The 22,390-nt window shown below is 69.4% G+C and carries 19 protein-coding genes; 11 read left to right on the top strand and 8 right to left on the bottom strand.

Features of this window, described 5'->3' with window-relative positions:
• Positions 1–119: 119 nt before the first annotated feature.
• The 5 genes from JI746_RS08015 to JI746_RS07995 all read right to left on the bottom strand — a co-directional run bounded on the left by JI746_RS08015 (position 120) and on the right by JI746_RS07995 (position 5,785).
• Entirely contained in the window at positions 120–449 is a 330-nt protein-coding gene (locus JI746_RS08015) for a hypothetical protein (protein WP_201688298.1), read from the bottom strand.
• 121 nt (positions 450–570) lie between these two features.
• On the bottom strand, positions 571–2,487 hold the full coding sequence (locus JI746_RS08010; protein ID WP_201688297.1) for a hybrid sensor histidine kinase/response regulator: 1,917 nt from the start codon (positions 2,485–2,487) through the stop codon (positions 571–573).
• A 25-nt stretch (positions 2,488–2,512) separates the two neighbouring features.
• Positions 2,513–2,971: a response regulator gene (locus tag JI746_RS08005; RefSeq protein ID WP_201688296.1), complete on the bottom strand. Its 459-nt coding sequence runs from the start codon at positions 2,969–2,971 to the stop codon at positions 2,513–2,515.
• The gene (locus tag JI746_RS08000; RefSeq protein WP_201688295.1) at positions 2,971–5,187 is read right to left on the bottom strand and encodes an ATP-binding protein; all 2,217 of its coding nucleotides are present in this window, start codon (positions 5,185–5,187) and stop codon (positions 2,971–2,973) included. The genes JI746_RS08005 and JI746_RS08000 overlap by 1 nt, the downstream gene beginning before the upstream one ends.
• On the bottom strand, positions 5,165–5,785 hold the full coding sequence (locus tag JI746_RS07995) for a biliverdin-producing heme oxygenase (protein ID WP_201688294.1): 621 nt from the start codon (positions 5,783–5,785) through the stop codon (positions 5,165–5,167). Before JI746_RS07995 ends, JI746_RS08000 begins: the two co-directional genes overlap by 23 nt.
• Before the next feature lie 185 nt (positions 5,786–5,970).
• Here JI746_RS07995 and JI746_RS07990 point away from each other — a divergent pair, with 185 nt between their 5' ends.
• Together JI746_RS07990 and JI746_RS07985 are read left to right on the top strand one after the other, a co-directional pair.
• Positions 5,971–6,705, top strand: a complete 735-nt coding sequence (locus JI746_RS07990) for an aldolase (protein ID WP_201688293.1) — start codon at positions 5,971–5,973, stop codon at positions 6,703–6,705.
• A 58-nt stretch (positions 6,706–6,763) separates the two neighbouring features.
• On the top strand, positions 6,764–8,266 hold the full coding sequence (locus tag JI746_RS07985) for a capsule assembly Wzi family protein (RefSeq protein WP_201688292.1): 1,503 nt from the start codon (positions 6,764–6,766) through the stop codon (positions 8,264–8,266).
• 19 nt (positions 8,267–8,285) lie between these two features.
• Here the strand turns inward: JI746_RS07985 and JI746_RS07980 are convergent, their stop codons facing one another.
• Positions 8,286–8,606, bottom strand: coding sequence for a DUF2917 domain-containing protein (locus JI746_RS07980; protein WP_201688291.1), 321 nt, complete (start codon positions 8,604–8,606; stop codon positions 8,286–8,288).
• Between the two features lie 82 nt (positions 8,607–8,688).
• Here JI746_RS07980 and JI746_RS07975 point away from each other — a divergent pair, with 82 nt between their 5' ends.
• Together JI746_RS07975 and JI746_RS07970 are read left to right on the top strand one after the other, a co-directional pair.
• Entirely contained in the window at positions 8,689–9,645 is a 957-nt protein-coding gene (locus JI746_RS07975; protein WP_201688290.1) for a LysR substrate-binding domain-containing protein, read from the top strand.
• A complete protein-coding gene (locus JI746_RS07970) occupies positions 9,645–10,049 on the top strand; it encodes an SRPBCC family protein (RefSeq protein WP_201688289.1) in 405 nt (134 codons plus the stop codon). Before JI746_RS07975 ends, JI746_RS07970 begins: the two co-directional genes overlap by 1 nt.
• Here JI746_RS07970 and JI746_RS07965 read toward each other — a convergent pair.
• Together JI746_RS07965 and ku are read right to left on the bottom strand one after the other, a co-directional pair.
• Positions 9,982–10,683 (bottom strand): hypothetical protein, encoded by a 702-nt coding sequence (locus tag JI746_RS07965; RefSeq protein WP_201688288.1) that lies wholly within the window; start codon positions 10,681–10,683, stop codon positions 9,982–9,984. The genes JI746_RS07970 and JI746_RS07965 overlap by 68 nt on opposite strands.
• A 17-nt stretch (positions 10,684–10,700) precedes the next feature.
• Positions 10,701–11,675, bottom strand: coding sequence for a non-homologous end joining protein Ku (ku, locus tag JI746_RS07960; protein ID WP_201688287.1), 975 nt, complete (start codon positions 11,673–11,675; stop codon positions 10,701–10,703).
• 314 nt (positions 11,676–11,989) lie between these two features.
• On the opposite strand from ku, the gene JI746_RS07955 reads away from it, so the two are divergent.
• The 7 genes from JI746_RS07955 (at position 11,990) to JI746_RS07925 (ending at position 22,383) form a co-directional block, all read left to right on the top strand.
• Entirely contained in the window at positions 11,990–12,637 is a 648-nt protein-coding gene (locus tag JI746_RS07955; protein ID WP_201688286.1) for a response regulator, read from the top strand.
• A gap of 4 nt (positions 12,638–12,641) precedes the next feature.
• The gene (locus tag JI746_RS07950) at positions 12,642–13,280 is read left to right on the top strand and encodes a response regulator (protein WP_201688285.1); all 639 of its coding nucleotides are present in this window, start codon (positions 12,642–12,644) and stop codon (positions 13,278–13,280) included.
• Positions 13,281–13,426: 146 nt separating this feature from the next.
• Positions 13,427–15,496 (top strand): multiheme c-type cytochrome, encoded by a 2,070-nt coding sequence (locus JI746_RS07945; RefSeq protein WP_201688284.1) that lies wholly within the window; start codon positions 13,427–13,429, stop codon positions 15,494–15,496.
• A 386-nt stretch (positions 15,497–15,882) separates the two neighbouring features.
• Positions 15,883–16,263: a ComEA family DNA-binding protein gene (locus JI746_RS07940; protein WP_201688283.1), complete on the top strand. Its 381-nt coding sequence runs from the start codon at positions 15,883–15,885 to the stop codon at positions 16,261–16,263.
• A 302-nt stretch (positions 16,264–16,565) separates the two neighbouring features.
• Positions 16,566–19,157, top strand: coding sequence for an OmcA/MtrC family decaheme c-type cytochrome (locus JI746_RS07935; protein WP_201688282.1), 2,592 nt, complete (start codon positions 16,566–16,568; stop codon positions 19,155–19,157).
• A 256-nt stretch (positions 19,158–19,413) separates the two neighbouring features.
• Entirely contained in the window at positions 19,414–19,740 is a 327-nt protein-coding gene (locus JI746_RS07930) for a c-type cytochrome (protein WP_330892965.1), read from the top strand.
• Between the two features lie 195 nt (positions 19,741–19,935).
• Positions 19,936–22,383 carry an OmcA/MtrC family decaheme c-type cytochrome gene (locus JI746_RS07925; RefSeq protein WP_201688281.1) on the top strand — a complete coding sequence of 816 codons (2,448 nt, stop codon included), beginning with the start codon at positions 19,936–19,938 and terminating at the stop codon, positions 22,381–22,383.
• The last annotated feature ends 7 nt before the right edge of the window (positions 22,384–22,390 follow it).

Genomic DNA, 22,390 nt, shown 5'->3' with positions numbered 1-22,390 from the left:
TGTCTGGCACGCGTGCCGGACAACGCCTCGCCCTGCGGAGGAAGGCCTCCTACCCGGCGTCGGACGCGCCAACGAAAAAGGCCGGCAAGGCCGGCCCGCGCAATCCCGGCGTGGCCGGATTACTTGTTCTCGGACTTGTTCGTCTGGGCGACCTTGTCGTCGTCGCGGTCCTTCGCCGGGGTGACTTCCACCTTCGGCACCGTCAGCGTTTCCTTCTCGGTGTACACGCCCACCTTCGGGACGTTCACGTCCTTCTGCTCGGTGGTCACGTCGACCTTCGGCGCATCGACGTCGTACTTGGGCAGCGTGACGTCGCCTTCCTGCGTCTTGGACACTTCGTACTTGGGCACGCTGACATTGCCTTCCTGGGTCTTCTGCACGTCGCACCCCACCAGGGCGATGGAGGCGGCGGACACCAGACCGGCGATCACGAAAGCAGATTTACGCATGGCTAAGACTCCCTTATCTGTTTGCTGTGGACGCAGTATGGGTGGCCGCCGCAAGCCCGGCTGTAAGACCCGGACCGCAATGCCCGTCCGACGCGGACGCCCTGCCGTGCTTCGCCGTGCCCTACGCGGGAGAGGCTTGTCCTGACAGCAGCCCGCTGAGGCAGGCATGGACCTGGGCCGGGTCCGCGGGCTTGACCAGGTGGGCTGCGAAGCCCGCCTGCGAGGAGCGCTCGCGATCGTGGTCGCGCCCGTAGCCGCTGAGCGCCACCACGGGCAGGCGGCCCGACAGCGCCCGGCCCACGTCGATGCCGCTGCCATCCGGCAGCCCGAGGTCGGTGAGCACGGCATCGAAGCTGCCGTCGCTGGCGGCGCGCAGCGCCTCGGCGCAGGTGCTCACGTGCTCCACCACGTAGCCATATTCCTCCAGGCACAGCGCCAGCACCGTGGCGGCGTCCTGGTTGTCCTCGACCAGCAGCACGCGCTTGCGCTCGGACTGCGCCGTTTCGAGGGTGGCGGCAGCGGCGGGCTGCTCGCTGCCGGACGCGGCACTCGGCAGGGTGATGGCGAAGGTGGCACCGCGGCCGCGGCCGTCGCTGCTGGCGCGGATGCGCCCGCCGTGCTGCACCATCAGGCCCTGGGCGATGGCCAGGCCGAGGCCGAGGCCGCCGAAGCTGCGCGCCACGTCCGCATCGGCCTGCTCGAAGGGGCTGAAGATGCGGGCCAGCGCGTCGCTCGCGATGCCGATGCCGGAATCGGCGCAAGCCAGGTGGAATTCGCCCTCGCGGCTTTCGCTGTGCAGGAGCACGCGCCCGCCCACGGGCGTGAACTTCAGGGCGTTGCGCACGATGTTCCACAGCACCTGCTGCATGCGGGCCTGGTCGGCTTCCACGAAGGGATCGCGGGCCTGGAGCGACAGTTCGAGCTCGATGCGCTTCTCGCCCAGGGTGTCGGCCACCATGCCGACCACGGCCTGCACCAGCTGGTGCATGTCGACCCGCTCCTTGTGCAGGCTCACCTTGCCGGCGTTGATGGCGGTCAGGTCCAGCAGGTCGTCGATCAGGCGCGCTTCCAGCGCCACGTTGCGCCGGATCATCGGCAGCAGGTCGCGGTGCCGCTCGTCGATGCGGGCCGACTTCTCCAGCACGTGGACCGCGGTGGTGATGGGCGCCAGCGGCGTGCGCAATTCGTGCGAGAGCACCGCCAGGAAGCGGTCCTTCGCCTGGTTCGCCCGGTCGGCTTCTTCCTTGGCGGCGCGCAGGGCCTCGCCGGCGAGGTGGCGCCGGGTGCCGTCGTGCACCAGCTTGCAGAAGCCGTTGGGCCGGCCCTCGTCGTCCTCCAGCGCCGTCAGCACGCCCTCGGCCCACAGGCGCTCGCCGCTGCGCGTCGCGAGCCAGCGGTTGTCGCTGGCCCGCCCGTGCTCGCGGGCGGCGCGCATCTCCGCCGCCAGGGCTTCCGCCGGTCCGTCCTCGGGGGCGAACAGGCGCTGGGCCGACGTGCCCAGGATCTCCGCGGCGTCGTAGCCGAAGATCATGCGGGCGCCGCGGTTCCAGAACTGGATGCAGCCCTCGTCGTCCAGCAGGATCACCGCGTAATCCCGCAAGGCGTCGAGCACGCGCGCCAAGGTGCGGTCGGCCTGCCGCAGCTGGCGTTCGGCGCGGACGCGGGCACGCCGTTCGTCGGCCTCGCGCAGCGCGCGTTCCAGCACCGGCGCCAGCCGCGCCAGCCGGCTCTTGCTCACGTAGTCGGTGGCGCCCTTCTTCAGCAGCTCCGCCGCGTTGTCCTCGCCGATCACGCCGGAGACGAAGATGAAGGGAAGCTTCGGCGCCACCACGTTGCGGTGCGCGAGCAGGTCGGCGCCGGTGAATCCGGGCAGCTCGAAGTCCGACAGCACCACGTCCCATCCGCCCGCGCGCAGCGCCGCGATGAACGCGGCCTCGTCGCGCAGCACGTCCAGCTGCACCCCGGGCCAGTGGCGTTCCAGCTGCACGCGCACCAGCTCCGCATCGAGGCGCGAGTCCTCGACCAGCAGGGCGCGCAAGGGTGCACGCTGTCCTTGCGCCGCCTCACTCATGGCGCCGCCTCGTGCGCAGGGAGCCCGGCGGCGGTTCGTTGAGCACCGCCCAGAAGATGCCGAGGTCGGCGATGGCCTCCACGAACTGCTTGAACTCCACCGGCTTGACCACGTACGCGTTCACGCCGAGCTGGTAGCTGCGCAGGACGTCGGTCTCCTCATGGGAGGAGGTGAGCATCACCACCGGGATGCTGCGCAGGGATTCGGTGGAGCGCACGGTCTGCAGCACTTCCAGGCCATTGACCTTCGGCAGCTTCAGGTCCAGCAGCACCACGGCCGGATTGCCTTCGCTGCGGCCGGCGTATTCGCCGGTGCGCGTCAGGTATTCGAGCGCCGCCTCGCCGTCGCGCACGATGATCACTTCGTTGGCGAGCTGGCTGCGTTCGAGCGCGACCAGGGTGAGTTCCAGGTCGCGGGGGTCATCTTCGACCAGCAGGATGGGTTTGAGCATCAGGCGGGTTCCTCGTTGTTGGTCTGCGGGGCGGCGGCCGGTTCGCCGGCCGGCGGCGGCAGCACGAAGCCGAAGGTGGCGCCCTGGTCGGGTTCGCCGCGCGCCCACACGGTGCCGCCATGGCGTTCGACGATGCGCTTGACGTTCGCCAGCCCGATCCCGGTGCCGTCGAAGTCCTCCGTGCGGTGCAGCCGCTGGAACACGCCGAACAGCTTGCCGACGTATTTCATCGGGAAGCCGACCCCGTTGTCGCTGATCTCCAGCCCGGGTCCGTCGGGCAGCGCGATCGGCGCGATGCGGATGCGCGCCGGGTGGCGGCCGCGGGTGTACTTCACCGCATTGGCCATCAGGTTGCGCACCGCCACCTGCAGCAGCAGCGGATCGGCCCAGAGGCGCGGCAGCGGCCGTGCGAGCTCCCACTCGATCGTGCGGCCCTTTTCCTGCTGGCGCAGTTCGTCCACCAGGTCCTCCACCAGCGCGGTGCTGTCCACCCACTGGGGCTTGAGCGCGAAGCGGCCCAGGCGCGAGAAGTCGAGCAGGGCGTCGACCAGCTTGCCGGCATAGGCGGCGGCGTCCTTCACGTGCCGCAGGTAGCGCGTGGAGCGTTCGTCCAGCCTGCGCGCGTTGTCCTCCATCACCAGGTCGATGTAGCCGGCGATGTGGCGCATGGGCGCGCGCAGGTCGTGCGAGACGGTATAGCTGAAAGCCTCGAGTTCCTTGTTGACGCGACCCAGCTCCACGGCATGGCCGGCCAGTTCCTCGGCCCGCCGCAGCACCAGGGCCAGCAGCGCCTGGCGCAGCTCCGACACGGCGGACTGCTGCGCGGCGGACCACGGCGCCGAGCGGCCGCGCACGCGTTCCTGCCAGCTGTCGAAACTCTGGCGCGGATGCAGGCGCCCTTCGCCCGGGAGCTTCTGGCGCGGGTCGCCGGCCCACTGGATGGTCTGCACCAGCTCCGGGCGGAACCACATCACGACGTGGCGGTGCACCTGCGAGATGGAGATGGCGAGCACGCCGGCGCAGCCAGGCAGCAGCGCGGCGCCCGGCTCGTAGAGTTCCGCCAGCCGGTCGCTGCAGAACATCTCGCCGCCGCGCGCCGCGATCCAGTGCGCGAGCTCGCGCACGGCGCCCGCCGGCGGGGTATCGCCGATGCTCCAGACGGAGTCGTTCAGGACCACCGCGGCGCCGCTCGCATCGGGGAGACGGTGCAAGGCGAGGTCGGGGTCGGCCAGGCGCTGCAGCGAACCGTCGGTCTCCGCCATGAGCGCCACCACGTTGAGCACGCGCTGGTGCAGCGCCAGGCGCTGGGCGACTTCGGCGTTGTCTTCCTGCGCCTGGACCTGCAGCGACAGCAGCCGCCCGAGGTGTTCGCAGGCCACGCGGGCCTGGAACGGCAGGTGGCGCGCCGCGTGGTCGTGGCAGGAGATCAGCCCCCAGAGCCGTCCGCGCGACACCACGGACACCGACATCGAGGCGATGGTGCCCATGTTGCGCATGTATTCCAGGTGCACGGGCGAGACGCTGCGCAGGCTGGCGAAGCTCAGGTCAAGGCCGGAAGGATCGGGCGCCCCGCTGGCTGCGACCAGCGGCACCGGTTCGTAGTTCGCGTCCGGGATCAGGCGGATGTGGTTGGCCAGGTACAGCGCGCGGGCCTGCGCCGGCACGTCGGTGGCGGGAAAGCGGTGCCCGGCATAGCTCTCGTAACCGGCGTCCAGGCGCTCGGCCAGCACTTCGCCGTGCCCGTCGGCATCGAAGCGGTAGACCAGGCAGCGGCCGAAGCCGGTCAGCCGCTTCATCTCGCGCGCCACGATTTCGCACAGCGTGGCGATGGAGTCGGCCCGCTGCACCTGCGGCAGCACCTCGCGGGCCACCGAGTAGATCGGCGCGTGCAGGCCCGAGGCAGGGCCGGCCGGCTCGTATTCGACGATCACGAAGTCGCCTTGCCGGTGGGCGGCGGCATCGTGGTCGCGGCCGGCGAGTGCCAGCGTGCCCAGCCAGGCCGGGCCGTGGCCGGCCTGCAGCGAGCCGCTGTCGACCGGCAGGCGCGCGATCGCCTCCTGCGCTTCCTCCGCGGACGCCCAGTTGCTGCTGTAGGCGAGCAAGCGGCCGTCGCCGGCGGCGAGCACCGCCATGCGCCCGTGCGGCTGGATGGCGCCCGGGGTGCGGATCGGCTCGGTCGCGCATTGCGCGAGGTCAGGCAAGGGGAGGGCGCTCATGCAATGCCGTTTCAAGGTGGAAGGCGAGGGCGTCGAAGGTGGCGCAGGCGCCGGCGCAGGCCTGCGCCAGGGTGTCGGGATCGGCGAGCTGCTGGTCCAGCAGCAAGCGCACTTCCTTCCACATCGCGCCCGTGGCCGGGCCCCAGCCGTGGAAGTAGGCGGCGCCGCGGTCCGGCCGCAGGCCGGCATCCGCCAGGCTGCGCGTGATCACCTGCCCGCCCAGGGCGGAACCTTCCATGACGTAGACGGAGCCCCAGGCGGCACCCGCCGTGGGCAGCGAGGGCATCGGCCGCGGGCGGTGGCCGGCGGCCAGGCCCAGGACGCCGAGATCGCGCTGCAGGAAGGCGCGGCGCGAACGCTTGCGCAGCCATGCCTCCCACGCGGGGGGCAGGGCCGCGGCGACGGACGCCTCCCAGGGGGCGAGGAAACCATCGAGCACCTGCAGCACGCGGCCATAGCGGCGCGCGTCGCGCAGGCGACGCAGGTCGATCAGGCGATCGAGGCGTTCGTGGTGGCCGCGGGTGGCGGCGCGCAGGGCGGGGAGGGCGGGCGGGGCGCCCGGAGCGGGCGAAGGCGATGCGGCAGGGTGCAACTTCAACGAGGGGAACGGATTCGGATTGAAAACGATCGTGTCATCTCCGCTCCGGGCGCGGTGTAGGACAAAACCTCACGCCGCGCAGAGGCGTGTGCATGGCATGTGAATGGGGGTGCATGCGTGTACGCATGCGAGACCGCCCGCACGTTGTACAGTGCGCGCTTTCGACCCGACGCGAGCCATCGAGGATGCGCAACGACGACATCGAGGACCTGTTCCACGGCAGCGCGCTGCGCGCCCTGCGCTCCGACCTCGCGCTGGCCCTCCGGGCGGCCGCGCACCATGGTCTGGGCGAGGGCGTCTGCAACCACTTCAGCATCGCGCTGCCGGGACGACCGGACTGGTTCCTGCTGAATCCGCGCGGGCTGCAATGGAGCGAGGTGCAGGCCCACCACATCGTCCTGGTCGACGCGCAGGGCAACAGGCTGGCCGGCAGCCACGCGGTGGAGCCCACGGCGATGTACATTCATGCCGCCGTGCACCGCATCGCCGGCAAGGCCTGCGTGCTCCACACCCACATGCCCTACGCGACCGCGCTGACGCTCACCGATGTGCGCGCCCTCGACACCACGCTGTCGCAGAACGCGATGCGCTTCCACGGCCGCATCGCGGTCGATGCCGCCTACAACGGCCTGGCGCTCGATGCCTCCGAGGGCGAGCGCATCGCGCGGGCGCTGGGCGGCGCGGACGTCGCCTTCCTGGGCAACCATGGCGTGATCGTGTGCGGCGAGCGCATCGGCCACGCCTTCGACGACCTCTACTATCTCGAACGCGCCTGCCAGGCCCAGGTCCTGGCGATGTCCACCGGCCGGCCGCTGCAGCCCGTGGCGCCCGCGCTGGCCGCGCGCGTCGCCGCCCAGACGCTGGGCGAGCGCCTGCAGTCGGACCTGTTTTTCGAAAGCCTGCGCCGCACCTTGCCATGAGCCCTGGCGGGTTCGGCGCTTTCTTCTGGCCTGCACGATGTTCCTGAAGGACGAATCGATGAAAATGAAACTGGAGCGGAGTAGCGTTTCGAAACTGGCCGGCGGCATCGCGCTCGCGATCGCGGCGTTGACCGGCGGCCAGGCCTGGGCGCAGAGCGCGGTGCTGGTCGAAGCGGGCAACGAGCGCCTGCGTGACGACCTGCAGTGGCTCGCCGACCGCGGCGTGATCAGCCTGTCCACCTCGGCGTGGCCGCTGCCGCTGGCGGCGATCGAGTCCGCGCTGGCCGGGCGCCGCGCCACCGTCGGTGCGACCGACGTCAGCGTGCTGGCCGCCGTCGAGGCCGAACTCGCGCACTACCGCGCCCGCACCGGCGCCGGCGTGGCCCTGCGGGCCAACACCAACTCGCTGCCCTCCTTCGGTTTCGAGGAGCCGGTGCGCGGCGAGGGCGATGCCAGCGCCTGGCTGCAGATGAATCGCGAGAACCTCGCGGGCCGGCTCGAGCTCCACAAGCTGTTCAGCCCGCTGACCGACCGCCAGTCGCACGGCAACCTGGAAGGCAGCTACCTGGCCGGCCAGTGGGGCGGGCAGGTGCTGTACGCCGGCCAACTGCCGCACTGGTGGGGCCCGGGCCAGGACGGCAGCCTGATCTGGTCGAACACCGGGCTGGCGATCCCCGGCTTCGGACTGAAGCGCGGGCAGGAGCGGCCCTTCGAGACGCGCTGGCTGGCGTGGCTGGGGCCCTGGAGCTACGAAGCCTTCCTGGGCCGCATGCAGCACAACCGGGTTGTGCCGGGCGCGCGCGTGTTCGCACTGCGCCTGCAGGCCCGGCCGCTGCCGCAGCTCGAAGTGGCGGCCTCGCGCCTGATCCAGTGGGGCGGTGCCGGCGGCGGCAACGGCTTCGGGGACCTGGTCGATGCGATCCGGGGGCGATCGAACGACATCGACACCTTCAACAACGAGATCGCGGGCTTCGATGCCCGCTACACCTGGCTGCCGGGCGGCAACCCGCTGACGCTCTACGGGCAATTCATCGGCGAGGACGAAGCCGGCCTGCGGCCGACCGACTACCTGAGCCTGGCGGGCCTGCAGTTCAAGCACACCTGGGCGGCGACGCGGCTGCAGTGGCACGTGGAAACCGCGGACACCATGAGCGCGCGCCTGTTCGGCCTGAAGAAGGGGGTGCCGAACATCGCCTACCGGCACTCCCAGTTCCGCGACGGCATGTACCACGAGGGATTGCCGATCGGCCACTTCATCGGCGGCGACGGCCGCGCCCACGCGATCGGCGTGAGCGTCACGCCGCTGCGCAGCGCGAACGCCCTGCGCTATGCGCTGCGCTTCATCCGCGCCGACGTCAACCCTTCGAGCCAGGTCGAGAACCTGGCATTCCCCACGTCGGACCGCATCCGCATCGCCGAATTCAGCGCCGACTGGCAGATGCGCGCCTTCGGCCTCTCGCCGATCAAGATGCACCTGGGGCTGCGGACGATGAACACCCGCACCGGCGGGCGCGACAACGGCGCCAAGATCGGCATCGAGCTGCCGCTGTCGGGGTTCTAGCCAGTCCAGGCTGGGCCGCTCACGCGGCGCCGGCCGCGCGCGTGGCGGACCACACGCGCGCCGGGGCCACCGGCTGCGCGGCCTGGCCCTTCGCGCAGCGCGGCCCGTCGAGCGCAGCCGCGCTCGCCAGCGCGAACGTCGACGGCTCGAAGGCGTAGAGCAGGAGCCGGCGCGACGCTGCGGCTTCGAAGCTGTCGCCGGCCTGCAGGACCACGTCGCGCGGATCGTGGTCCAGCGTGAGCCAGAGGCTGCCGGCCGTGCAGAGGATGCGCACGCCGGCGGCGTCCGTGATCTCGAACAGCTGCCGGGCTGGCAGGGTGACGGTGGGAACGGCTTCCATGCTGGGCTCCTTCGCATGCGACCTGCGAATCACTATACTGGCCGCTTCCTCGGGCGAGAAACGGCGGATTTGCATGGATCGCATGCATGCAGCGAATGCGAACAGCGCCGCCGTGCCGCGCTCCCGGCAGTTGCGCCTGGACCTGCTGCACACCTTCGAGGCGGCCGTGCGGCACCTGAGCTTCACCCGCGCCGGCGACGAACTCGCGCTCTCGCAGTCGGCGGTCAGCCGCCAGATCCAGCAACTCGAAGACAGCGTGGGCGCCGCGCTGTTCGAGCGCCGCCACCGCGCGCTCGCACTCACGGACGCCGGCCGCATCCTGCATCGCGCGGTGGAGGACAGCCTCGAACGCCTGCGCGATGCCGCCGCGCGCGTGCGCAGCACGGCGGCGCGCCAGCAGCTCACGGTCACCTGCACCCCGGGGTTCGCCTCGTTCTGGCTGATCCCGCGGCTGGTGCGCTTCACCGCCGCGCATCCCGAAGTCGACGTGCGCATCTCCGCCACGCTGGAACTGGTGGACCTGGCCCGCGGCGGCGTGGAACTGGCGGTGCGCTTCGTGCCCAGCGCGCAGGGGCGCGGGCCGCTGCTGTTCGAGGAGGAAGTGCAGCCGATGTGCGCACCCGGCCTGCTGCGCGACGCGCGCCGGCCGCTGAAGACGCCGGCCGACCTCGAGCGCCACACCCTGCTCACGGTGGAGATGCACGATGCGCCCCTCACCGCCGAATGGGAACCGTGGCTGGAGCTCATGGGCTTGTCCGCCGTGCACATGGCGCACACACTGCGCTTCACCCGCTACGGCGAAGCGGTCGCGGCCGCCATCGCGGGGCAGGGCGTCGTCATCGGGCGGCTGCCGCTGCTCGCCGACTTCGTGCGCGAGAAGAAGCTGGTCGCGCCGTTCCGCAGTCCCGCGGCGTCGCGCCGCGGCTATTTCGTCACGCTCGCGCCGCACGCCGCGCAGCACCCGAGCGCGCAGGGCTTCGCCGACTGGCTGGTGGCGGAGGCCCGCGAGGCGGGCGTGGCAGCACCGAGGAGAAGCTGATGGCCACCATCCACAAGGAATTCGAACTGCCCATCCCCGCCGAGGCCGCGTGGGCGGCGCTGCGCGATTTCGGCGCCGTCGACCGGCTGGCCGCCGGCTTCGTCACCGCCTGCGCGCTGGAGGAGGAGGGCGCCGTGCGCCGCGTGACCTTCTTCAACGGCATGGAGGCGCGCGAACGGCTGGTGACGCTGGACGATGCGGCGCGGCGCATCGTCTACAGCGCCAGCGGCGCGCGCGCGACGCACCACAACGCCTCGGCGCAGGTCGTGGCGACCGGCGCGGACAGCTGCCGCTTCGTCTGGATCACGGACCTGCTGCCCGATGCGCTCGCGCCCGCTATCGGGCAGATGATGGAGCAGGGGGTGCAGGCGATGCGCTCTGCGCTGACGCCACAGGCTCGCTGAGGGCGCGCGACCAGCCCTGGCCGGGCGTGTAGCGCGCGACCTGCTCCTCGGTCGGCGCAAAGCCGCTGGCCCAGCGCGCGATCACGTTGCCGTCCGCGTCCATGGTCAGGCGCGGGGCGTCGTCGTCGCGCGCCGCACCGGCCGCATTCGGCCGCGGCAGCGCGCCCGGCACCACGTCGGGCGGCGTCCAGCCGGAGGCGGCATCGAAGCGGCTGAAGCGCAGGCTCTGGATGCTGCCCACGGTGTGCCGCCACACGGCCATGGCCGCAGCGCGCCCGTTGCTGGCCAGTTGCGGATCGCTGGCCTCGCCATAGATGTCTTCCAGCGGCTTCGCCGGGGCCCATCCTCCCGGCCGCGCGAAGGCCGACGCGAGCACATGGCCGTCCTGCACCCACACGGCCAGTGCCGCTGCCTCGCCGGAGCGCACCACCTGCGGCTGCGCGCCGGCCGGCGCGGGCGGCGGCGGGATGGCCTGGCCGCGCCCGTCGTCCAGCGCGGGCTCGCTCGCGGTCGCATCGGGGCCGTTGCTGCCGAGGACGGCCGTATGCCCGGACGACGCCGGCCGCTCGCGGCAGCCTGCCAGGACGAGCCCGGCCACCACCAGCAGGGCGGCAGCACTGCGCAGGGACTTCATCGGCAACCCTGCGGCGATCAACCGTTCTTGCGCCGGGGGGTCGCCGGCTTCACGCTGGCACGCGCGGTGGTGCCGGTCTTGCGCGCCGCCGCCTTGCGCACGGGTGCCGCGTCGTCGTTCGCTGCTTCCTCGCGCTTGGCCGCCGCGCTCTTCTTCGCGGCGGGTGCCGCTGCGGGCGCCGCGGCGGCATTGCCCTTGAGGCTGCGTCGCAGCAGCTCGGTGAGGTCGATGACTTCGGCGCTCGCCGCGGGCACTTCCTCGCCGGGCAGCGGCGCCACCTGGCGCACGCCGCCTTCGCACTGCTTCTGTTCGACCAGTTCCATCAGCTTCTCGCGGAACTCGTCGTGGAACAGGTCGGGCTGCCATTCGCCGGCCATGGCCTCCACCAGCTGCTCCGCCATCTTCAGTTCCGCCGCACTGACGCCGACGTCTTCGCCCGGCCAGGCCAGGCCGGCCACGTCGCGGACCTCGTCGGACCAGCGCAGCAGGTTCAGCACCAGGCCCTGGTCCTGCGGGATGAGCGCGGCGAGGTGCTGCTTGGTGGAGATCACGACCCGGGCGATGCCGACCTTGCCGGTGCGCGCGAGCGTTTCCCGCAGCAGCGCGAACGGCTTCTGCCCGCCCTTGCCGCCCGGGCTCACGTAGTAGGGCTTGTGGAAGAACACGGCCGGGACCGCGTCGCGGTCGACGAAGGCCTCGATCGAGATGGTCTGGGTGGATTTCGGCAGGGCGGCCTTGATCTCGTCGGGCGTGAGCACGACGAACTGGTCCTTCTCGACCTCGAAGCCCTTGACGATTTCCTCGCGCGGCATGGCTTCGCCGGAGGACTTGTCCACCTGCTGGTTGCCCACGCGGGTCATGGTGGACTTGTTCAGCAGGTTGAACTTCATGCGGTTCTCCGCCGTCGCCGAATGCAGCGTGACGGGGATGTGCACGAGTCCGAAACTGATGGCGCCCTTCCAGAGGGTGCGCGAACTGGTCGGTGCGGGCATGGGGATTCCTTGTTGCCTGCATCCTCGGCAACGCGGAAGGCCCGCGCTGTAGGACGCGGCAGGCAGAGCATGCAGGGCGCCGCGGCGAGCGCCGGCCTGCGCGGCGTTGGCATGGCACGACAGCGGACCGCCTGCAGCGGAGCGCGGCACCGATCTGGGAGCCATTCCCGCCCCGACGACATTCCGCTTGACTCACGTCAAGTCGTGAAAATTCACTTCGGACGACCATCCGGGCATCGAGGGAAAACCCGGGCCAGGCACAAGAGCGGAAACAAGCCGCCACATCGATGCCGAAGGCCCGGCTCGGGGCTGAAATGAAAACAGAAGTGATGCTCGCTGACGGCCACCCGGTCGTCCGCTGCGGGCTGCGCCGCATGATCGAGGGGACGCACGACCTGGTGGTCGGGGCGGAGACCGGCAATGGCCATGCCGCCCTGGAGTTGCTGCGCTCGCGCGCATGGGGCCTCGCCGTACTCGACCTGTGGATCCCCGGCCGCAGCGGCCTGGAGCTGATCAAGCTGATCAAGCAGGAGCTGCCGCGCCTGCCCGTCCTCGTGTTCAGCGCGCAGAGCGAGGAGCACTACGCGCTGCGCGCGATCCGCGCCGGCGCCTGCGGCTACCTGGCCAAGGACGCCGACCCCGAGACCATCCTGTCGGCGATGCGCAGCATCGCGGCGGGCGGCGTGCATTTCACCCAGGAAGTGGCGGCGCTGCTCTCGATCGATCCGGCGCGCCGGGCCGACGCGCCGCTGCACACGCTGCTGACGGATCGCGAATACGGCATCTTCGACCGCATCGTGCGCGGCCACGCGCTGACCGAGATCGCCGACGACCTGTCGCTGAGCATCAAGACCGTCAGCACCCACAAGTCGCACATCCTCGACAAGCTGAACCTGCACGGGCACGTCGACCTGGTGCGCTACGCGATCGAGCACAAGCTGCTCGATCCCACGCTGGAGTAACCGCGTGCGCATCGAAGTCCTGCTCGCCAACGAGTTCCCGATCGTCCGCGCGGGTGTCCGCGCGCTCGTCGCCGGCACCGAGGACCTGGCCGTGAGCGGCGAGGCCCGCGACAGCCGCGAGCTGGTCGACAAGGTCCGCGCCCGCGACTGGGGCCTGGTCATGCTGGACCTGACCATGCCGGGGCGCAGCGGCATCGAGCTGATCAAGTTGATCAAGGCCGAGCGGCCGCGGCTGGGCGTGCTGGTGTTCAGCGCGCAACGCGAGGAGCTCTATGCGCTGCGCGCCATCCGCGCCGGCGCGCTCGGGTTCCTCTCGCTCAAGGCGGACGCCGCGACCGTGCTGTGCGCGATGCGCCGCGCCGCCGGCGGCCGCATGTTCGTCAGTGCCGAAGTCACCGAGCTGCTGGCCAGCCACCCGGGCGAGGGCCTGCCGCACGACCGGCTGACCGACCGCGAGTACTGCATCTTCAGCCGGATCGTGCACGGGGCGTCGCTCAGCGACATCGCCGACGAACTGTCCCTGAGCATCAAGACCGTCAGTACGCACAAGTCCCACATCCTCGACAAGATGACCCTTGCCGGCCAGGTGGAACTGGTGCGCTATGCCATCGAGCACAGGCTGCTCGACACGGTGCACGAGTGAGTAAGCAGATGGCGTCCCGAGCCTCCTTCGCGATGCAGCCCGCCCCGGCGACGGGGCAGGCGCGCGTGCGGGCAGGCGCGGGATTCTCCGAACGGCGGCGGGCTGCACGACGGCCCTTCGCCTCTTTTTTGAAGTCAGGAACGACTATGGAACATGCGGGCCTCCTTGCACGCCTGCGCCGGGCGGCACTCTCCGCCGGCCTGGTGTTCGCCTGCCTCGGTATCGGCGGCCTTGCCGGCAACGCTGCCGCACAGGGCGATGCGCCAGCCACGGCCAAGGTGAAGATCGACAACGGCACCTGCCTTGGCTGCCACGACGGCACCAAGGGCAAACTCGAGGTGCCCACGGCCGCCGGCAAGCCGCGCGCGCTGAGCCCGGTCGACCAGCAGAAGTTCGAAAAAGGCGTCCATTCCCAGATGGAGTGCGTGGCCTGCCACGCCGACATCAAGGACAACGCGGAGAAGAACAACGCGCACCAGAAGGACGCGCAGCCGCTCGCCAAGGTGGACTGCGCGTCGTGCCACCAGGAACTGTGGGAGCAGACCGTCAAGCGCGGGCGGGCCGATGACCGGCCGCGCCTGAAGGCGGTCGCGACGAACATCGAGAACTACAAGAAGTCGTTCCACGCGCGGCCCAACCCGGACGACAAGACGAAGCCGAACGCGACGTGCTCGCAGTGCCACGACACGCACAGCTTCAACGTGCCGGTGAACAAGAGTTCGACGGAGAACACGCAGTGGCGCCTCGGCATTTCCGAGCGCTGCGGCTCGTGCCACTCCGAGCAGCTGGACACCTACAAGGAGTCGGTGCACGGCAAGGAGAACGCCAAGCGCATGCTGGCCGACGCGGCGACGTGCTCGGACTGCCACTTCGCGCACAAGGTGGCCAACACCTCCAGCGAACCGTTCAAGCTGACCGTGACGGCGCAGTGCGGCAACTGCCACGGCAAGCAGTTCGATGCCTACAAGGACACCTTCCACGGCGCGGCCAACACGCTCGGCTACGGCTACACCGCCAAGTGCTACGACTGCCACGGCAGCCACGACATCGTGCGGGTGAAGGATCCGGCCTCCAAGGTGCACCCGGACAACCGCCTGGAAACCTGCGGCTCCTGCCACAACGCCAAGAAGGGCCTGGCCCCGGTGAGCAAGGGCTTCGTGAGCTTCCAGCCGCACGCCGAGCCCGGCAACTTCACGCGCTATCCGGAAGTGACGGCGGCGTCGTGGGGGATGAGCGGCCTGCTGATCGGAACGTTCGCGTTCTTCTGGCTGCACACCATCCTGTGGTTCTACCGTGAATGGAAGGACCGGCGCGAGCGTGGCGGCGGCCCCGTGCACGTGCGCGTCGACGAGGTTCCGGTCGCCCTGCAGGCCAAGCAGTTCCAGCGCTTCACGCGCACCTGGCGCATCGCGCACTTCACGTTCGCCCTGAGCGTGATGGTGCTGGCCATCACCGGCATGCCGCTGTTCTATCCCGAGGTGCCGTGGGCGCACGCGGTCATGAACTTCTTCGGCGGCCCGAAGGTGACCGGCCTGATCCACCGCTGCGCGGCCACGGTGTTCGCCAGCATCTTCTTCTGGCACCTGTTCTACGTGGTGATCAAGCTGGGCCGCCAGTGGCGCACCTGGAAGGTCTTCGGCCCGTACTCGATGGTGCCGAACCTCAAGGACCTGCAGGACTGCATCGGCATGTTCAAGTGGTTCCTGGGCCAGGGCCCGCGGCCGAAGATCGACCGCTGGGGCTACTGGGAGAAGTTCGACTACTGGGCTCCCTTCTGGGGCGTGACGATCATCGGCGTGAGCGGCCTGATCATGTGGATGCCCAGCTTCGCCGGCCAGTTCCTGCCGGGGTGGGTGTTCAACGTGGCGACGATCTTCCACAGCGAAGAGGCGTTCCTGGCGGTGGTGTTCCTCTTCACGGTGCACTTCTTCAACAACCACTTCCGTCCGGACAAGTTCCCGGTCGACGTGGTGATGTTCACGGGCAGCATGCCGCTGGACGAGTTCAAGAAGGAACACCCGCTGGAGTACCAGCGCCTGCTGCAGAGCGGCGAGCTGGAGAAGCACCTGGTCGAGCCGCCCTCGAAGCTGCAGATGAAGCTGTCCCGCCTGCTCGGTTTCACGCTGATCCTGATCGGCCTGACCATCCTGACGCTGGTGGCCATCGGCTTCTTCTCCACCGGCGGGCCGTCCCTTCCGGCAGGGGTCGTGGTGTGAGCTGAAGCCGCCGTGAGGCGGACCTGAGAAGCCGCTGCGCCGGCACGTGCCTTCGGGCCGTGCCGGCGCAGCGCTTTCAGGGTTGCGTCTTGCGCACGTAGCAGGGCGCAACGCGCGGCAATGACCGAGCGCGTTGCTCGGGATGTGGCCTTTGCGCTGCAGCGTGCGCGCGCAATGAAGAGATCCGCCGCATGCGATGACGGCGCGGGGCCGCACAAGTTTGATGCAGGTCACCGTATCGGTGCGCCAGCCGCGAATCGCTCGCATCCACCGAGTGCGAAAGCGCGCCTTCGGGTCTCGGACGATTCCTAGGGGAACTTTGAACGGACTCCGATATCAGCGCGCACCGCGGGTCCGGAGAATTCCCAGCAAAGTTGGAACACCTCATGAAGCAACGCATCTTCGTCACGGCCCTCGTCGCCCTTGGCTGCTCGCTGTTCGCCGGCCTGTCGCTCGGCGCCGAGGCGCAGCCGCAGAAGGCGAAGCCGGCCCAGGCCGCGCCGGCGCAGAAGGCCGATGCCGCCAAGGCGCGGCCGCCGGCGCGTGTCGAGCCGGTGGACATCAACAGCGCGAGCCGGCAGGAACTCATGAAGCTGCCGGGCATCGGCGCTGCGGAGGCCGACCGGATCATCGCAGGGCGTCCCTTCCTCTCGAAGGCACACCTGCAGACCCGCAACATCGTTTCGCCGCTGGCGTACCAGGGACTGCGTGAATACGTGGTCGCGCGCCAGAAGGACGCGAAGTTCGGAAAGGCCGCCAGCAAGTGATGGCAACACGCTGGATGGCGCACGAGACGCTGGAGTGGTACGGGCGGACTCGAGGAATGCTCTGTCGTCAGGGCAGTTTGGTTAGCAAGGTGGCATCCACCAAGGAGGGTATGGTGCATATCGAGATGAATAGGTTGATGAGGCTGTCACGGTTCGTGGCAGTCGCCGCAACCGCAGCACTGATGCTGCATGGTTGCGGTGGAGGCTCGGACGGCGCCGCCGGTCCGGCCGGTCCTGCGGGCCCCGCGGGCCCTGCGGGTCCTTCCGCTCCCTCGGGTACGGCCGGCGCGCCGGCGAACCTGGTGACCCTGTCGCAGCTGTCGCCCGAGCAGGTTGCCGCGACGGAGTTCAATGCGACCATCACCGGCGTGACCATCGCCAGCCCCCCGGTCGTCAGCTTCAAGCTCGCCGACGCCAACGGCCGGCCGATCGCAGGCCTGAGCCTGGCCACGAAGTCCGCGACCGCGACGGTGGCCCGTTACCAGAACCTCGCCTTCACGCTGGCCAAGCTGGTCCCCGGCGCGCCCGGCGCCACGGCGCAGGCCACCGGGCCGAGCAAGTGGGTCAGCTACATCGTGACCTCGGTGCCGACGGCGACGTCTCCGGCGACCGCGTCGCGCCCCACCAGCGACAGCAACGGCACGCTGGTGGACAACGGCGACGGCACCTACAAGTACACGTTCTTCCGCGACATCACGCAGGCCAAGGCGCAGGTTGCTGCCATGACGCTCACCGGCGCCAACAAGGCCGCCGACCTGGGTGACCTGACGTACGACCCGAACGCGGTGCACCGCCTCGTGCTGCAGATTTCCGGCAACGTCCCGGGAACCGGCACCAACACGGCGAACGAAGTGCAGGTGGTTCCGGCCGTGCCCCTGGCCAAGCCGAACAACGCCGTCTTCGACTTCATTCCCGCCAGCGGCAAGGTGCTCACCGCCGCCGATCCGGGCCAGCGCCTGATCGTGGACAAGCTCAGTTGCAACGAATGCCACGGCAAGCTCGGTGGCATCCCGGGCACCGAAAGCGCCACCTTCCACGGCGGCAGCCGGTATGACCCGCGCTTCTGCGTGACCTGCCACACCGACCAGCGCAAGTTCGGCCAGACCAACGCGACGTCGACCAACAACGTCTTCACCGCGGCCAGCACCAGCGTGGCCGACGGCGTGACGATCGGCGACTTCCCGGTGCTGATCCACCGCGTGCACAAGGGCGAGCTGCTGGTCAAGGAAGGCTACAACTACGCCGGCGTGAAGCTGAACGAAACGCGCTATCCGCAGGACATCCGCAACTGCAGCAAGTGCCATGACAGCAGCGCGCCCAAGGTCGCCCCGCAAGCCGCCAACTTCAAGACGGTGCCGAGCCGCCTTGCCTGCGGCGCCTGCCACGACGGCATCAACTTCGCCACCGGCCAGGGCGTGACGAACGCCGCCGCCAACCAGTCCAAGATCGACGGACTCCCGCCCGCGGCCACCGGCCACATCGGCGGTGTGCAGGCCGACGACAGCAAGTGCGCCCTGTGCCATGACGCGAACTCGATCGAGAAGGTGTACCACCTTGCGGTCACGCCGCCGAACCCGCTGAACTCGCTGGCCATCCCCGGCGGCAACAACAACACGAACGCCGCGTGGATCGCCTCCAAGGCCGACAACCTGCCGGCCGGCGCGATCAAGGTGGCGTACGACGTCAAGAGCGTGTCGCGCAACGCCAGCAAGCAGCCCGTGATGGTGTTCAGGATGCTGCAGAACGGCACCGCGGTCGCGTTCAACGACAAGGCCGCCAAGACCGAGATGTGGGACAACTTCGTCGGTTCGCCGAGCGCGTACTTCGTGTTCGCCGTGCCGCAGGACGGCATCGCCTCGCCCACGGACTTCAACGCCTCCGCTTCGGGCTACCTGAAGACGATCTGGAACGGCACCGCCACCGGCGCCGGCGCCGGCACCCTGACCGGTCCGGACGCCAGCGGCTACTACACCGTGACGCTGACCGGCGTGACCGTCCCCGACGACGCGAAGATGCTCACGGGCGGCATCGGCTACACCTACGGCCTCACCGCCACCCAGCCGCTGACGCAGGTGAACCTGGTCGACAGCTCGCTCGCCGACGCGACGCGCAAGCCCCGCTTCGGCACGGCGGACTCGCCTGTCGTTCCCGGCAAGAAGACCGGTGGCCTGATCGTCATCGCGCAGGACGTCCAGAAGGTCGGCGACGGCTACACGGCCCGCCGCGCGATCGTCGAGGACAAGCGCTGCAACTCCTGCCACGAGGAACTCGGTGCGTTCACGATCGAGTCCTTCCACGCCGGCCAGCGCAACGACGGTACGACCTGCTCCTGGTGCCACAACCCGAACAAGACGAGCAGCGGCTGGTCTGCGGACTCGACCTCGTTCATCCACGCGATCCACGCCAGCTCCAAGCGCGGGACCGGCTTCAACTGGCATGCGGCCTCGCCCGAGAGCTCGTTCGCGGGCATCGAGTACCCCGGCATCCTGAGCAAGTGCGAAACCTGCCACCTGCCCGGCACCTACGACTTCAGCGCCAGCGCCTCGTCGCAGCAGCAGGCCGGCCGGCTGCCGCGCACCGTGGCGGCGGGCACGCTCAACGCCAGCATTTCCACCTCGCCGTACATCCAGTCGGGAACGGCCTACGGTCCGGAGCCGAAGTACGCAGCTGCCACCGGCACGCTCACGCCCGCAGCTGGCACGACGCTGGTGAGCTCGCCGACGGCCGCGGTGTGCTTCGCGTGCCATGACTCGAGCCTGGCGCAGGCGCACATGACGGCCAACGGCGGTTCGATCTACGAAGCGCGCGCCACGGCCCTCGGCAAGACCGAGCAATGCCTGGTCTGCCACGCTTCCGGCAAGATCGCCGACATCAAGGCGGTGCATGCGAAGTAACGCGCGACGCAGTTGATCGCGCAGCATGCAGGTGCGGGCCACCCCCGCACCTGCAGGCAAGGGCCCGGAGACGCAACGTCTGCGGGTCTTTTCATTTGCACGCTGCGCGTGTGTGGCAGTCGCGCCACCTATCGCAAATCGCAGGTGCGCAAAAGCGCTGCGTAGGGTGCCCGTTGACATTTGTCAACGTGGCTCCAGTGCCCGCGGAGCACCATCACTCCTATAGCACGACATCGTTTTTCACCAGGAGCAAATCGTGAAAGTCCTTACCCTCATCTCCACCGCCATCGCCGCCCTCGCGTTCACCATGCCGGCCGCCGCCCAGGATGCCGAAGCCGCCCTCAAGACGCTGAAGGCCGAGAACTGCACCAAGTGCCACTCCGTCGACAAGTCGAAGAAGGGCCCGTCCTACCAGAAGGTCGCTGCCAAGTACAAGGGCAAGGCCGATGGCGAAGCCAAGCTCGAAACCTTCCTGACCTCCAACCCCAAGGTCAAGCTCGATGACGGCTCCGAAGAGGAGCACAAGGTGCTGAAGGACGACAAGGCCCGCGCCAACCTGATCAAGTGGGTCCTCTCGCAGTAAGCCACTGAGCGCGCCGCAGGCCGCCCCGGGGAGGCACCGGCCGCAGCTGCATCCGCAAGGGATGCAGGCTGCGCAGGGGCCGGGCGGCACAGGCGCAAGACAGGCACGCACCGCAGCGCAACGTACGACCGCGCGGGCGTCCAGCAAAGAAATCGGGTTTCAAAGAGGGGGTCCTGCGGGGCCACTGGAGGCGGTATGCTGAATTCATTCATGCGGCACGGGAAGATGGCCATCGCGGCCCTTTCCGTCCTGCTGGCGGCTTGTGGAGGCGGTGGTGGCGGCGGCGACGCCCCGGCCTCGCCTGGCGGCGCAGCGGTCGATTCGGGCGCGCTCGCGCAAGCCATCGCGACGGCCGCGGCGATCCCGGCCAACGACTCCGCCACCAGCACCTCGGCCTCCTTCGCTGTGGTGCAGTCGGCCGGCGTTCCGGCCGTGACGATCAACAGCCCGCCGGTGGTGAAGTTCACCGTGTTCTCCAACGGCAAGGTGGTGCAGGGCCTGACGCTCGCCAACATGCGCTTCGCGCTCGCCAAGCTGGTGCCCGGCACCAACGGCGACCCGGACCAGTGGGTGAACTACATCTCCCGCAAGGAAACGGCGACGCCCACCGTCGGCCCCAACGGCAAGGCCGCCCTGGCCAGCGCCATGCAGGCGACGACCGACCCGCAGCCCGCCGATGCCGCCACGCCGCAGCTCGTGTTCAACCCGGCGGGCTACTACACCTACACGTTCAGCACGAACGTGAAGGATCCGGCCAAGACCAACGGCGTGGTGTTCGAGCCGGCCCGCACGCATCGCGTGGCGATCCAGCTTTCCTACCAGAACGCCGCCGGCGAGACGGTGCTGGTCAATCCTTATTTCGACTTCACCATCGATGCCAACGGCAACTCGGTGGCCGTCACCGACCCGGCGCTCACCCGCAAGATGACCGACGTGAGCTCGTGCAACACCTGCCACGAGAAGCTCGCGCTGCACGGCGGCGGCCGCGTCGACACGCAGTTCTGCGTGATGTGCCACAACCCCGGCACCACGGACGCGAACAGCGGCAACGTGCTGACGCTGTCCACCATGGTCCACAAGATCCACGCCGGCAAGCTGCTGAAGTCCAAGGGCGAGGACTACACGATCTGGGGGTACAACAACACCAAGGTCAGCTTCGCGGAAGTCGGCTTCCCGCAGGACCTGCGCAACTGCACCAAGTGCCACACGGGCAGCAATCCCGCCACCCCGCAGGGCGACAACTGGAAGTCGAAGGCGAGCCGCGAAGCCTGCCTGACCTGCCACGACAGCAAGCCCGGCTCCTTCTGGTTCACGCAGCACACCTTCTTCAACCAGAACCGCGACCCGAACGCCGCCGCCACGTTCCTGAAGAACAGCGAGTGCGTCCGCTGCCACGCCCCCGGCGGAGCCATCTCCCCCGAGCGCGTGCACTTCAACCAGAACGAGGAAAACGCGGCGAAGTACAAGATGAACATCGAGGCCGCCTCGTATGACGCGGGCACCAACCAGGTCACCCTCAAGTACTTCCTGTCCGATCCGACCAGCAACAACGCCGCCTACGACCTGGTGACGAGCGAGTGCACCGGCACGCCGGTCACCTGCTCGGGCAGCACGAAGTTCGGCAACCTGCGCCTGATCGTCGGTTACGGCAGCCTCGCCGGGCAGGCGGCGGGCACGACCGAGTTCACCAGCTACAACAACGGCGGCAATACCGCGGCGGTGTTCGCCTACACCGGCAAGAACGACGGCAGCAACCACTACACCGCAACCGTCTCGCTGCCCACGCCCTCGGCCACCCACGTGATCTCCGGCACCGCCCGCGTGGTGTCCATCGGCCAGATCAAGGAGCCCAAGCTGCAGGTCCAGTCCACCGCCGACCCGCGCCCGCAGGTGACGCCGCGTGCCCTGGTCAACGTGGTGGTGCAGAACACCTTCAAGGAATTCGCCCTCACCGGCACGCTGCAGCCGCGCCGCCAGGTGGTCTCGAGCGAGAAGTGCAACGTCTGCCACGGCGCGCTGGGCACCACCTCGGGCGCCAACACGCTGGCCGAAGCCTTCCACTCGGGCGCCCGCAACATCGTCGAAGCGTGCGTGATCTGCCACGACCCGAACAAGGTCTCGTCCACGAAGATGACCAACGGCGTGGACCTGAACGAGTCCTACCAGTTCAAGCGGATGATCCACGGCATCCACGGCAGCTCCAGGCGCACCTTCCCGTTCACGCACGGCAACGCGGTGGTCGGCGCCTTCAACAAGGACGGCACCTCCGCCACCGGCGGCGCGCCCCTGGCGGCCGGCGTCGAGAACTACGCGGCCGAAGTCGCCTGGCCGGGCGTGGGCATCAACTGCAACGTCTGCCACGTCGACAACTCGTACAAGCTCGACAAGGGCACGGTCGGCGCCGTGATCAAGAAGGACGCCGGCGTGACCGACCCGCTGCAGTGGAAGGTGATCTCGCCCAAGGCCGCCTCGTGCACGGCGTGCCACGACTCGCCCAAGGCCATGGGCCACGTGGCGAGCTTCGGCAACGCCACTTTCGGCGACAAGACGCAGGCGCTGTCGATGGTGACGACGGAAACCTGCATGGACTGCCACGCGAGCGGCATGTTCAAGGGCGTGGACATCGTCCACGGGCAGAAGTAACAACGCA

Source organism: Ramlibacter alkalitolerans (assembly GCF_016722765.1).
GTDB lineage: Bacteria > Pseudomonadota > Gammaproteobacteria > Burkholderiales > Burkholderiaceae_C > Ramlibacter > Ramlibacter alkalitolerans.
This window is presented reverse-complemented; position numbering and strand designations above follow the sequence as displayed.

Bases quoted from the DNA above. Each gene is read 5' to 3' on its own strand.
- JI746_RS07940 (WP_201688283.1), top strand. From the start codon at position 15,883: ATGAAGCAACGCATCTTCGTCACGGCCCTCGTCGCCCTTGGCTGCTCG.
- JI746_RS07980 (WP_201688291.1), bottom strand. From the start codon at position 8,606: ATGGAAGCCGTTCCCACCGTCACCCTGCCAGCCCGGCAGCTGTTCGAG.
- JI746_RS08005 (WP_201688296.1), bottom strand. From the start codon at position 2,971: ATGCTCAAACCCATCCTGCTGGTCGAAGATGACCCCCGCGACCTGGAA.
- JI746_RS07965 (WP_201688288.1), bottom strand. From the start codon at position 10,683: ATGAAGTCCCTGCGCAGTGCTGCCGCCCTGCTGGTGGTGGCCGGGCTC.
- JI746_RS08000 (WP_201688295.1), bottom strand. From the start codon at position 5,187: ATGAGCGCCCTCCCCTTGCCTGACCTCGCGCAATGCGCGACCGAGCCG.
- JI746_RS07970 (WP_201688289.1), top strand. From the start codon at position 9,645: ATGGCCACCATCCACAAGGAATTCGAACTGCCCATCCCCGCCGAGGCC.
- JI746_RS07925 (WP_201688281.1), top strand. From the start codon at position 19,936: ATGCTGAATTCATTCATGCGGCACGGGAAGATGGCCATCGCGGCCCTT.
- JI746_RS07985 (WP_201688292.1), top strand. From the start codon at position 6,764: ATGAAAATGAAACTGGAGCGGAGTAGCGTTTCGAAACTGGCCGGCGGC.
- JI746_RS07955 (WP_201688286.1), top strand. From the start codon at position 11,990: ATGAAAACAGAAGTGATGCTCGCTGACGGCCACCCGGTCGTCCGCTGC.
- JI746_RS08015 (WP_201688298.1), bottom strand. From the start codon at position 449: ATGCGTAAATCTGCTTTCGTGATCGCCGGTCTGGTGTCCGCCGCCTCC.
- ku (WP_201688287.1), bottom strand. From the start codon at position 11,675: ATGCCCGCACCGACCAGTTCGCGCACCCTCTGGAAGGGCGCCATCAGT.
- JI746_RS07990 (WP_201688293.1), top strand. From the start codon at position 5,971: ATGCGCAACGACGACATCGAGGACCTGTTCCACGGCAGCGCGCTGCGC.
- JI746_RS07945 (WP_201688284.1), top strand. From the start codon at position 13,427: ATGGAACATGCGGGCCTCCTTGCACGCCTGCGCCGGGCGGCACTCTCC.
- JI746_RS07975 (WP_201688290.1), top strand. From the start codon at position 8,689: ATGCATGCAGCGAATGCGAACAGCGCCGCCGTGCCGCGCTCCCGGCAG.